This is a genomic window from Cellulosimicrobium sp. I38E (genome assembly GCF_001647255.1).
Taxonomy (GTDB): domain Bacteria; phylum Actinomycetota; class Actinomycetes; order Actinomycetales; family Cellulomonadaceae; genus Cellulosimicrobium; species Cellulosimicrobium cellulans_E.
The window spans coordinates 60,192-72,767 of sequence record NZ_LUAZ01000023.1; the positions used below are offsets into that span (position 1 = coordinate 60,192).

Consider the following 12,576-nt stretch of genomic DNA (forward strand, 5'->3'; position numbering starts at 1 on the left):
GTCAGCCCTCGATCTCGTCGGCGACCACGCGCAGGACCTTGGCGACCATCGTCGCCTTGCCCTTCTCCGGGTAGCGGCCCTTGCCGAGCCCGTCACGGATCCGGTCGAGCTCCTTGATGAGGTCCTCCACGATGACCGCCATCTCGTCCGCCGAGCGACGCTTCGCCTTGACCACGGACGGGGCCGGGTCGAGGAGCTTGACCGCGAGCGCCTGCGGGCCGCGGCGGCCGTCCGCGACGCCGAAGTCGACGCGCGCACCCGGCTTGGGGGCGGGCGCGTCCGCGGGCAGCGCGGAGGCGTGCAGGAAGACCTCGCCGCCGTCGTCGTTGGCGATGAAGCCGAACCCGCGTTCGGTGTCGAACCACTTGACCTTGCCGGTGGGCACGTGAACCTCGTTCGTGCTCGTAGGAACCAGAACCCCCAGGCTACCGGCCGTGCGGCGGCAAAGCCGCATCCGCACCACGGGGGACGACGCCGGCGTCCGCCCCCACCCGCAGTGCGACGGCGTCGAACCAGTCGGTGTAGTCGGCCACCGTGCGGTGGAGGTGGCCGAACAGCTCGAAGGAGACCGTGCCGAACAGCGTGGTCCAGGCCATGAGCGTGCGCACGACGGCCTCCGCCGGGGCGTCGGGCGCGACGAGGCCTCGCGCGCTCACGAACGCGAGGGCCGGGGCGACCAGCTCGGCCGCGTCACCTCCGGCGCGCGGGGCGGGTGCGGGGCCCGCGCCGCCGGCCCAGGAGTCGGCGACGATCCCGACGAGCGCGCGCACGACCCGGGTCGCGGGCTCGACGGTGTCCTGCGGCGCCGCGTACCCCGGGACGGGCGTGCCGTAGAGCAGCGCGAAGTCGCCGGGACGCTGGACGCACCACGACCGCAGCGCGCGGCACGCGGCGAGCCACCGGCCGGTCAGGTCGTCGCGCGCGACGGCGGCCTCCGCGGCCTCGACGGCCGCGCCGAGCTCGTCGTAGCACTCGACGAGGAGCGCGGTGAGCAGCGCGTCGCGGCTCGGGAAGTAGCGGTAGACGGCCGACGACACCATGCCGACGTCGCGCGCGACGGCGCGCAGGGAGAGCGCGGCGGGCCCGTCGGCCACGAGCCGCGCTCGGGCGGCGTCGAGGATGTCGCGCGTCAGGGTCTCGCGCGCCAGGGCGCGCGCCGTGCGAGGGGCCGTCATCCCGCCAGGGTGGCAGACGAGAGCGCCGCCCACAAACGAGAGCACCGCTCTTGCGCTGGAGCAGCACCCGTGCCATGCTCCTCGACGAAGCGAGAGCACTGCTCTCGGAAAGGAGACCACCATGTCCAGCACCCCGTCCTCCTCCGACCGGCACGTCGTCGTCGGCGCCGGCCCCGTCGGCCGGCACGTCGCGGCCGAGCTCGCGGCCCGCGGTTCGCACGTCACCGTCGTCACCCGCAGCGGCCGGGACACCGGCCTCGACGGAGTCACGCACCTCGCCCTCGACGCGTCCGACGCCGACGCCCTGACCCGGGTCGCGGAGGGCGCCGACGTGCTCTACAACTGCGCCAACCCCGGCGACTACACGCAGTGGGAGCGCGTGTGGCCTCCCCTCGCGACGGCGCTGCTCACCGCCGTCGCGCGCACCGGCGCGGTGTACGCGATCACGGGCAACCTCTACCCGTACGGTCCCGTCGACGGGCCGATGACCGAGGACCTGCCCGACGCCGCGACCGACCACAAGGGCGTCCTCCGCGCCCGGCTCTGGGCCGACGCGCTCGCCGCGCACCGCGCCGGTCGCGCGCGCGTCGTCGAGGTCCGCAGCTCCGACTTCGTCGGGCCCGGGGTCGGGAGCAACGGGCACGTCTCGCGCGTCGTGCCGGCCGCCCTGCGCGGGCGCGCCGTGACGATGATCGGGCGCACCGACCTGCCGCACTCGTTCACCGACGTCCGCGACGCCGCGCGCACGCTGGTCGCGGCGGCGGCCGACCCCGACGCGCACGGCCGCACGTGGCACACCCCGAGCAACCCGCCGCGCACGCAGCGCGAGGCACTCACGGACGTCCTCGCGAGCGTCGGGCGACCGCCCGTCCGGGTCCGCTCCCTGCGCGGCGCGGGCCTCACCGCCGCCGGCCTCTTCTCACCCCTCCTGCGCGAGCTGCGCGACCTCGCCTACCAGTGGGACCGCCCCTACGTGCTCGACGACACGGCAGCGCGCGACCGCTTCGGGATCGAGCCGACGCCCTGGGACGAGGTCTGCCGACGCACCGCCCGCGGCTGAGCACCGAATCCGCCGAGGTCGGCGGTCGGAGTCGAGATCGGCGGGCGCAGCTGACGATCTCGACAGAACCTGCCGAACAGGTGCGCCGGGCCTGCATGGCACGGGGACGCGTCGGGGGCGCCGTCCACAACCGCTGCACCGCGCGGGCGCCGTCCACAGCTCTGGTACCGCCCGGCCCACGGCGGTCTCAGGAGCGGCACGATCCCTTCCCATGCCGAGTCGAGAGCCCCAGACCCCTGTGCACCTCGCGCACGAGCACCTCCCGGAAGAGGCCCGGCGCCGCCTCGCCGCCGGCGAGTGGGAACGCGTGCGGCGCGGCGCGTACCGCGACACGCCCCCGCCCGACGTCCCGCCCCTCGTGGCGGAGCGTGCGCTCGCGGTCGCCCGAGCCCGTGCCGTCGCCCACGCCCTGCGCGCCGACCCCGTCGTGAGCCACGCGTCCGCAGCGCTCCTGCACGGCCTGCCCGTGTGGGAGCTCCCCACGACGACCCACGTGTTCCAGCCGTACCGCAGGTCGGGCTCCGCGGCGCGCGACGTGACGCGGCACGTCGGCGAGGTCGGTGCCGAGGACCGGGTGACGACCCTCGGAGTCACCGCGACCTCGCTCGCGCGCACCGCCGCCGACTGCCTGCGCACGATGCCCGCGCTCGACGGTCTCGTCGTGGCGGACGCGGCGCTCGCGCGGGGCGTCCGGCGGTCCGACGTCGCGGCCGTCCTCGACCGACTGCCGCGAGGGCGCGGTTCCCGTCAGGGCCGGCACCTGCTCGAGCTCGCGGACCCGGGCGCGGAGTCGGCGCGCGAGACCTGGCTGCGGTACGTCCTCCTGCGGACCGGGTTGCCGCGCCCGGACACGCAGGTGCCGCTCCGGACCGAGGTCGGCCCGGTGCGGGTAGACCTGGGCTGGACGCGGTGGCGGCTGCTGCTGGAGTTCGACGGCCTCGTGAAGTACCGCACCGGTCCGTCCGGGCTGGCGCCCCGCGAGGACCCGGGCCGCGTGCTCGTCCAGGAGAAGCTGCGACAGGAGGCGATCGAGCGCACGGGGAACCGCCTGCTGCGCGTCACGTCCAGGGACCGGCCGGCGCACGTCGTGGCGCGGGTCCTGCGGCACGTCCCGCCCGACGTCGTCCGCGGCCTCCGCCCCGACCCGTTCCTCCCGCCTCTCTGAGCTCGGCGGTCCGGCACGACCTCGGCACGTTCCGTCGAGATCGGCGGTCCCGACTGCCTATCTCGACCGCGATCACCGATCTCGTGGGACCGGGCCCGGCGCGTAACATCGAACGGATGGCCACCTCCCGGCCCGAGCGGGCTCCGACGTACAGCGAGTCGCTGCGCCAGCGCGACGACGCCGCCCTGGTCGCGCTGCTCGGACGGCGGCCCGACCTCGCGACGCCGTCGCCCTCGACCCTCCTCTCGCTCGCCGCGCGCGCGATGAACCGGACGAGCCTGGAACGCGCGCTCGCGGGGCTGGACGAGCTCACGCTCCACGTCCTGGAGTCGGTGCTGGTCCTCGACTCCGTGGGGACCTCCGCGACGGCGGCGGCGGTCGCCCGGGCGACGGGCGTCGACCGGGCCCGCGTCACCGCCGCGCTCGCCCTCCTCGACGAGCTCGCGCTCGTCTGGACGCCCGGCACCCGGTCGGCCGGGTTCCGCCCGGCGCCAGGTGTCGCCGAGGTCCTCGGCCCCCACCCCGCCGGCCTCGGCCCCGTCGCGGCTCTCACCGCCGGCGACGCGAGCGCGGCCGGGACGAGCGCGCCGCCCGGCGACCTGCCCGACGACGCCCCGCCGGGCGCCCGGGCGATCCTCGACGCCCTGGCCTGGGGGCCGCCCGTCGGGGTCGCGCCCCGCGCGGACGCGTCGGCCCGGCGCGCGACGGGCTGGCTCGTCGAGCACGGCTACCTGCGCGCCACGGACGAGCGGCACGTCGTGCTGCCGCGCGAGGTCGGGCTCGCCCTGCGCGGCGGTCGCACGCACCGCGACGTCCGGACCGCGCCGCCCGTCCCGGAGGTCCGCGAGCTCCCGACGACGACGGTCGACGCGGAGTCCGCGAGCGCCGGGCTGGAGGCCGTGCGGCTCGTCGCGCGGCTCGTGACGCACTGGACCGAGCACCCGCCGGGCGTGCTGCGCGCCGGCGGGCTCGGGGTGCGCGACCTGCGGCGGGCCGCGCTCGCCCTCGAGGTGGACGACCCGACGGCGGCCGCGGTCGTCGAGCTCGCGGCGGCGGCCGGGCTCGTGGCCGACGACGGCGACGACCCGCCCACGTTCGCCCCGACCCTCGCCGCGGAGGACTGGCTCGACGACGACCTGGGCGACCGCTGGGCGACGCTCGCCCGCGGCTGGTGGCGTTCGCGCCGCACCCCCTGGCTCGTGGGGAGCCGCGACGAGAAGGGCGCCCTGCGCGCCGCGCTCGACCCGGAGCTGTGGCGCCCGTGGGTGCCCCGGCTGCGCCGGTCCGTCCTGGACGTCCTCGACCTCGCCCCTGGGCGCCCGCTCGCCGCGGCCGACGTCGTCGCGGTGCTCCGCTGGCGCACGCCCCGGGCGGTGCCGCCGGAGCAGGCCGTGGCGGGGCTGCTGCGCGAGGCCGCGCTGCTCGGAGCGACCGGTGCGGGCGCGCTCGCTCCCCCGGGCCGGGTCCTCCTCGGGTCCGACGACGCGGCGTCGCCGACCGGGACCGTCCAGGCCGACCTCGGCGCCGCCTTCGAGGCGGTGCTCCCGGCCGAGGTCGACGACCTGCTGCTCCAGGGCGACCTCACGGGCATCGTGCCGGGGCGGCCGTCGCGCACGCTCGAGAGGCTCGTGGAGGTCGCGGCCGACGTCGAGTCCCGCGGCGCCGCGACGACGGTCCGGTTCACCCCGGACTCCGTCCTGCGCGCGCTCGACCGCGGCGCGACGGCCGACGAGCTCCTCGCCGAGCTCGCGGCGCACTCGCGCACGCCCGTGCCGCAGCCGCTCGAGTACCTGGTGCGGGACACGGCCCGCCGCCACGGCCGGGTCCGCGTGGGGACGGCGTCGTCGTACGTGCGTGCCGAGGACCCGGTCCTGCTGGCCGGGATCGCGGAGGACCCGGCACTGCGCGGGCTGGGCCTGGTGCTCCTCGCACCGACCGTGCTCGCGTCGGTCGCGCCCGCGGGAGAGCTCCAGGAGGCGCTGCGCGCCCGCGGCGTCCCGGCGGTCGTCGAGGGCCCGGACGGCCGCGTGCTCGTCGCGGACCGGGCCGGGCGGCGGGGCGCGCCCGACGCCGTCGCACCGTCCCGACGCGGCCGGGTCGCCCCCACGGGGCGGCGCGCGGGCGGGCGCGCGCGGACCGGCGTCGTGCCCGGTTCCGGGGCGCGCGTCGACGAGCCCGGCGGCTACCCCGAGCGCACGCAGCGGTTCGCGGACCTCGTCGCACGCCTGCGCGCGGCGGACGCGCGCTCGGCCGAGCGCGCGGGTGACGGAGCGGGCGGGCGGCCCGGTCGGACGGCCCACGCGGAGGGCGACGGGACGCGCGCGGGCGAGCGGACGCCGTCGGGCACGAACGGACACCGCGACGGGTACGCCCCCGCGGAGGGAACATCCGACCCGGTGGCCGCGTTGGGTCTGCTGCGTGAGGCCATCGCGGACGGGGCGTTGGTCTGGCTCGAGGTGGTCGGGCCGACGGGCTCGCAGGACCGCCGCCGCGTGCGACCCCTCACGCTCGACGCCGGACGCCTGCGCGCGCAGGACCCGGCCCGCGACGCGGAGCTCACGGTCGCGGTGCACCGCATCGCGTCCGTCGCCCCCGACACCCCGCCGACGGAGAGCCCTGGTGGCGCGAGCTAGAGCCGTGGTCACGACCACGCCTCGATCTCGCGGTGCCACGGCTCAACCCGCGAGACCACGGTTCTACCTCGGCAAGGAGACACATGACCGACGGACCACTCATCGTCCAGAGCGACAAGTCGCTGCTGCTCGAGGTCGACCACCCGCGCGCCGACGACGCGCGCCGCGCGATCGCCCCGTTCGCCGAGCTCGAGCGCGCCCCCGAGCACGTCCACACCTACCGGCTCACGCCGCTCGGGCTGTGGAACGCGCGCGCGGCCGGCCACGACGCGGAGCAGGTCGTCAACACGCTCATCGAGTACTCGCGCTACCCGGTGCCGCACGCGCTGCTCGTCGACGTCGCGGAGACGATGTCACGCTACGGGCGGCTCACGCTCGCGCAGCACCCGACGCACGGCCTCGTGCTCGAGGCGACCGACCGCGCCGTGCTCGCCGAGGTGCTCAAGTCCAAGCGCACCGCCGGGCTGGTGGGCGAGCGGATCGACGACACGACCGTCGTCGTGCACCCCTCCGAGCGCGGCCACCTCAAGCAGGTGCTCGTCAAGCTCGGCTGGCCCGCGGAGGACCTCGCGGGGTACGTCGACGGCGAGAAGCACGCCATCGCGCTCAGCCCGACGACGCCCCCGCGCGCCGAGGGCGAGGCGCCGAAGCCGTGGGAGATGCGCCCGTACCAGGCGCAGGCGGTGGACGGGTTCTGGCACGGCGGGAGCGGCGTCGTCGTGCTGCCGTGCGGCGCGGGCAAGACGATCGTCGGGGCCGGCGCCATGGCGAAGTCCGGGACGACGACCCTCATCCTCGTGACGAACACGGTCAGCGCGCGCCAGTGGCGCGACGAGCTCGTACGGCGCACGACGCTCACCGAGGACGAGATCGGCGAGTACTCCGGCGCGCGCAAGGAGATCAAGCCCGTCACGATCGCGACCTACCAGGTGCTGACGACCAAGCGGAAGGGCGTGTACACGCACCTCGAGCTGCTCGACGCGCGCGACTGGGGCCTCGTGGTCTACGACGAGGTCCACCTGCTGCCCGCGCCGATCTTCCGCATGACGGCGGACCTCCAGGCGCGCCGCCGCCTCGGGCTCACCGCGACGCTCGTGCGCGAGGACGGCCGCGAGGACGAGGTGTTCTCGCTCATCGGCCCCAAGCGCTACGACGCGCCGTGGAAGGACATCGAGGCGCAGGGGTACATCGCGCCCGCCGACTGCGTCGAGGTGCGCCTCACGCTGCCGGAGTCCGACCGCATGACGTACGCCGTCGCGGAGCCGGAGGACAAGTACCGGCTCGCCGCGACCGCCACGGGCAAGAACCGGGTCGTGGAGCAGATCGTCGCGCAGCACCCGGACGACCAGGTGCTCGTGATCGGCCAGTACCTCGACCAGCTCGAGGAGCTGTCGCAGCACCTCGACGCGCCGCTCATCACGGGCGCGACGACGGTCCGCGAGCGCCAGCGCCTGTTCGACGCGTTCCGCTCGGGCGAGATCTCGCGGCTGGTCGTGTCGAAGGTCGCGAACTTCTCCATCGACCTCCCCGAGGCGTCCGTCGCGATCCAGGTCTCCGGGTCGTTCGGGTCGCGCCAGGAGGAGGCCCAGCGCCTCGGCCGCGTCATGCGCCCGAAGTCGGACGGCCGCACCGCGCACTTCTACGCCGTCGTCGCGCGCGACACCGTCGACCAGGACTTCGCGGCCCACCGCCAGCGGTTCCTGGCGGAGCAGGGGTACGCCTACCGCATCGTCGACGCGGAGGACCTGGGCGTCGTGCAGTGACGGGTGGGGGCCCCGCGACGCAGGAGCACGGCACCCGCCCGGCACGGAACGACGCCCAGTCCGACCGAGAACACGAGGACCTGGGCGTCGTGCAGTGACGGGTGGGGGCCCCGCGACGCAGGAGCACGGCACCCGCCCGGCACGGAACGACGCCCAGTCCGACCGAGAACACGAGGACCTGGGCGTCGTGCAGTGACGGGTGGGGGCCCCGCGACGCAGGAGCGCGGCACCCGCCCGGCACGGAACGACGCCCAGTCCGACCGAGAGCACGAGGACGTGGGCGTCGTGCAGTGACCGCCCCCCGTTGAGTGCGTGAAATGTGTCGTCTCGAACCGATTCGGGGCGACATATTTCATGCACTCACGGGTCTGTCCCACGATGTGAGAGCGCTCCCAGCAAGTTACTGACAAGACAGTCAGTCGTGCCCTAGGCTCCCCGCATCGGCGCGACGTCGCGCCGGCGTCGGTGCGTTGCGCCGGCCCCCTGTTCGAAGGAGAACACCCACCGTGACCTTCTCGACGACCATCCCCGGCGCGGGCAGAACGGCCCGTCGCGCCCGTGCCGCCGGCGCGGGCGTGGCGGCGCTCGCCGTGGCCGCGACGGGCGTGGCGCTCGGTGCGCCCGCGACGGCCGCCCCGGCCACCGACCCCGACCTCGGACCGAACGTCGTCTTCATCGACGACTCGTGGTCGGTGGACCAGATCAACACCTACCTCGCGTCGATCAACGACGAGGCGGAGTTCAGCCAGGACCGCCACGCCGTGTTCTTCGAGCCCGGCGTCTACGGCGACGCGTCCGGCCAGGACGACCCCGCGACGGCGACCGGGATCGTCAACGCGGAGGTCGGCTACTACACCGCGATCGCCGGCCTCGGCGCGCAGCCCGACGACGTGCTCATCAACGGCGCGCTGAGCGTGCAGCCGGTCGTGAGCTGCCCGAACAACCCGTGGAGCTGCCAGGACCCGGGCTCGCTGACGCGCTTCTGGCGCTCGCTGAGCAACGTCGCGATCAACCCGATCCAGCGCCCGGTCGACGAGGACGTGAACCGCCCGTTCCCGGCCGGGATCACGGACCCGCACCAGCTCCGGTTCGCCGTGTCGCAGGCCGCGCCGCTGCGCCGGGTCGACATCCAGGGCGACCTCACGGTGTTCGGCCGCTTCGGCGAGTACGCGAGCGGCGGCTACCTGGCCAACTCGCGCGTCTCCGGCCGCCTCGTGACCGGCTCGCAGCAGCAGTGGTACACGCGCAACTCCGAGGTCGGCACCTGGGACGGCGGCGTGTGGAACATGGTCTTCTCCGGCGTCGAGGGCGCCCCGGTCACGGACTTCGGGCCCCAGCCCGACGGCACCGCCGGCAACAAGACGACGCTCGACACGACCCCGCTGAGCCGGGAGGCGCCGTTCCTCTTCCGTGACGGCGAGGACCTCGCCGTGTTCGTGCCGAACGCGCGGACCGAGACGCGCGGCGTCGACTGGTCGACCGACGCGGACGCGGGCCAGAAGCTCTCCCTCGACACGTTCTTCGTCGCCCACGAGGGCGACTCGGCGGCGGAGATCAACGCGGCCCTCGCCACCGGAAAGAACCTCCTGCTCACCCCCGGTGTCTACCACCTCGACGAGGCGATCCGGGTCGAGAACCCCGAGACGGTCGTGCTGGGCCTCGGCTACGCGTCCCTCGCGCCGGCATCGGGCACCGCGGCGCTGGAGATCGGCGACGTCGCGGGCGTGAAGGTCGCGGGCATCACGGTCGACGCCGGACCGGTCGAGTCGGACGTCCTCGTGCGCGTCGGTCCGGCGGACGCGCACGTGGCGGACGCCGCCGACCCGACGACGCTCACCGACGTGTTCGTCCGCGTCGGCGGCCCGTGGGTCGGCAAGGCGACGACGAGCATCGAGGTCAACAGCGACCACGTGCTGCTCGACCACATCTGGGCCTGGCGCGGGGACCACGGCAGCGGCATCGGGTGGGACCAGAACACGGGCGACCACGGCGTCGTCGTGAACGGCGACGACGTGACCGCCACGGGCCTGTTCGTCGAGCACTACCGGAAGAACCAGACGATCTGGAACGGCGAGCGCGGCCGCACCGTCTTCTACCAGAGCGAGATCCCCTACGACGTGCCGAGCCAGGCCGCGTTCATGGACGGCGACCGCAAGGGGTACGCGTCGTACCGGGTGGGCGACCACGTGCAGCGTCACGACGCCGTCGGGCTGGGCGTGTACTCGTTCTTCAACCAGGGCGTCGACGTGCGCGTCGCGAGCGGCATCCAGACGCCGGTCCGCGCGGGCGTGACGTTCCGGTCCATGACGAGCGTCTTCCTCAACGGGTCGGGCGGCATCGACCACGTCGTCAACGAGACGGGCGCTCCCGCCGTCGGCTCGTTCGCCTCCCCGCAGGTCGTCGCCTACCCGACCGACCTCCCCGCGGAGGCGGACGTCACGGTCGAGGCCACGACGCGCTGCCTCGCGGGCAAGGCGTACGTCGCGGTCCGGGCGACCAACGGCGGCGACGCGCCGCTCGCGGTGACGCTCTCGACGCCGTTCGGGTCGCGCACCGTCGCGAGCGTCGCCCCGGGCGCGAACGCGTACCAGTCGTTCGCGGTGCGCGCCGCCTCGGTGGCGGCGGGCGACGCTGTCGTCAGCGCGGTCGCCGGAGGCGTCACGAGCGAGGTCAGCGCGCCCTACGCGGCGCTGACCTGCGGGTGACCGACCGCACCGGTCGAGCGTCACGAGGCCCGTCTCCCCGAGAGGGAGGCGGGCCTCCGCCGTCGTGCCCGCCGACGGCGGTACGCCCCACGGCGCCCCGGCCCCGATTGCGGGACCCCAGGGGCTGGGAAAGGATCGGCGCGTGAGCACGGCCCACCGTCCCTCGCTCCCCCGCGCCGCCGCGGACCGTGGCGCGCGCGCGTCGCTCGCCCTCGTCGCGGCGGCGCTCGTCGCCCTCGTGACCGGCCTCGCCCTGCTCCTCCCCGCCGCGACCGCCCACGCCGTGGCCCCGTTGGACGTCGCGGGCGAGATCACCGACCCCGACGGCGTGCTCGGCAACCAGACCGACGAGGTCCAGGACGCGCTCGACCGCCTCGCGCAGGACACCGACCTCCAGCTCTTCGTCGTGTACGTCGCGAGCTTCGACGGCATGGACGGCGTCGACTGGGCGAACGCCACGGCCAACACGTCCGGGCTCGGGGTGGACGACCTGCTCCTCGCCGTCGCCACCGAGGACCGGCGCTACGGGCTCTCCTACGACAACAACGTGTCCCTCACCGACGCCGAGCTGGACCGGATCTCCGCCGCGGTGGAGGACGAGCTGCGGGACGACGACTGGGCGGGCGCCGCGATCGCCGCGGCCGAGGTCGCGCGCGGCGCGAGCCAGGGCTCCGGCGGAGTCTCCTGGTTCTGGGTCCTGCTCGGGCTCGGCGTGCTCGTCCTCGTCGTCGTGCTGGTCGTGCGCGCGGTCGCCAGACGCCGCCGCACCGCCCCGGGCGGGGGTCCCGCGGAGGGTGGCCTCGCGGCCCTGCCCACCGACGAGCTCAACCGGCGCGCGAGCGCCGCCCTCGTCGCGATCGACGACGCCGTGAAGACGTCGGAGCAAGAGCTCGGCTTCGCGCAGGCCCAGTTCGGCCTCGAGGCGACGCAGCAGTTCTCCGCGGCGCTCGCCGAGGGCAAGCGAAAGGTCTCCGAGGCGTTCGCGCTCCGTCAGCAGCTCGACGACGACCGCCCCGAGACCGAGCCGCAGGCCCGGGACGCGATGGCACGCATCGTCGCGCTGTGCGACGAGGTGGCCGAGTCCCTCGACGCCCAGTCCCGCACGTTCGACGAGCTGCGCGACCTCCAGGCGCGCGCCCCGCAGGTGCTCGACGAGACCGACCAGCGCGCGAGCGAGGTCCTCGCCCGCGTGGAGCCCGCGCGCGCGACCCTCGAAGGTCTCGCCCGCACCTACCCGCCGACGTCGCTCGCGTCCGTCGCGCAGAACCCCGACCAGGCGCAGGCACTCGTCGCGAACGCCCGGGAGTCCGTCGCGCGGGGCAGGGAGGCGCTCGCCGGCAAGGACCGCGCGACGGCGGTCGCGCTCGCGCGGGCCGCGCAGAACGCCGTCGGGCAGGCGGTCACGCTGCTCGACGCCGTCGACCGGGCCGGCACGGACCTCGCCGAGTCGGGCCCGCGCCTCGACAGGGGGCTGGCCTCCATCACCTCCGACATCGCCGACGCCGGCCGGCTCGCACCCGCAGACCCCGCCGTGGCCCCGGCCCTCGCGGAGGCGCAGGCGGCCGCGACGGCGGCGAGCGCCGCGCGCGACGGCGGTGACCCGCTGGCGGCCCTGCGGCGCCTCACCGCGGCCGAGGCCGCTCTCGACGCGGCCCTCACGCCGTTCCGCGAGCGGGCCGAGCAGGCGGCGCGCGCCAACGCGCTCCTGCGCGACACGCTCGCTCGCGTCGACTCCCAGGTCCGCGCGACGAACGACTTCATCGAGACCCGGCGGGGCGCCGTCGGTCCCGAGGCGCGCACCCGGCTCTCGGAGGCGATCCGCCTGCTCGGCGAGGCCCGCGCCCTCCAGCCGACCGACCCCGTCGCCGCGCTCGACCGCGCGCAGCAGGCCGACGCGCAGGCGCAGTCCGCCGCGCAGCGCGCCCAGCAGGACGCGTCGAGCTGGCAGTCGTCGCAGGGCGGCGGGATGTTCGGCGGTGGCGGTGGTGGGGGGAGCAACGTCGGGGGCATGGTGCTCGGCGGCATCCTGCTCGACTCGATCCTGCGCGGCGGAGGGGGTGGGGGCCGCTCCGGCG

The 12,576-nt window shown here is 75.6% G+C and carries 8 protein-coding genes; 6 read left to right on the forward strand and 2 right to left on the reverse strand.

Annotated features, from left to right (window positions below):
* Position 1 precedes the first annotated feature (1 nt).
* A complete protein-coding gene (locus A0J59_RS08510) occupies positions 2-385 on the reverse strand; it encodes a cold-shock protein (protein WP_047232420.1) in 384 nt (127 codons plus the stop codon).
* A gap of 40 nt (positions 386-425) precedes the next feature.
* Positions 426-1,175 (reverse strand): TetR/AcrR family transcriptional regulator, encoded by a 750-nt coding sequence (locus A0J59_RS08515; protein ID WP_064315809.1) that lies wholly within the window; start codon positions 1,173-1,175, stop codon positions 426-428.
* A 121-nt stretch (positions 1,176-1,296) separates the two neighbouring features.
* Between A0J59_RS08515 and A0J59_RS08520 the strand changes: the two genes are divergently transcribed.
* The 6 genes from A0J59_RS08520 to A0J59_RS08545 form a co-directional block, all read left to right on the forward strand.
* The gene (locus A0J59_RS08520) at positions 1,297-2,235 is read left to right on the forward strand and encodes an NAD-dependent epimerase/dehydratase family protein (protein ID WP_064315810.1); all 939 of its coding nucleotides are present in this window, start codon (positions 1,297-1,299) and stop codon (positions 2,233-2,235) included.
* Positions 2,236-2,446: 211 nt separating this feature from the next.
* Complete coding sequence (locus A0J59_RS08525) at positions 2,447-3,400, forward strand: hypothetical protein (RefSeq protein ID WP_156532894.1); 954 nt, start codon at positions 2,447-2,449, stop codon at positions 3,398-3,400.
* A gap of 116 nt (positions 3,401-3,516) precedes the next feature.
* A complete protein-coding gene (locus A0J59_RS08530) occupies positions 3,517-6,033 on the forward strand; it encodes a helicase-associated domain-containing protein (RefSeq protein ID WP_064315812.1) in 2,517 nt (838 codons plus the stop codon).
* Between the two features lie 83 nt (positions 6,034-6,116).
* Positions 6,117-7,796, forward strand: a complete 1,680-nt coding sequence (locus A0J59_RS08535) for a DNA repair helicase XPB (RefSeq protein ID WP_047232416.1) — start codon at positions 6,117-6,119, stop codon at positions 7,794-7,796.
* 506 nt (positions 7,797-8,302) lie between these two features.
* Entirely contained in the window at positions 8,303-10,501 is a 2,199-nt protein-coding gene (locus A0J59_RS08540) for an adenylyl cyclase (RefSeq protein ID WP_255365086.1), read from the forward strand.
* 142 nt (positions 10,502-10,643) lie between these two features.
* Positions 10,644-12,576: TPM domain-containing protein (locus A0J59_RS08545; RefSeq protein WP_064315813.1), on the forward strand; the 1,933-nt coding region annotated here is incomplete at its 3' end.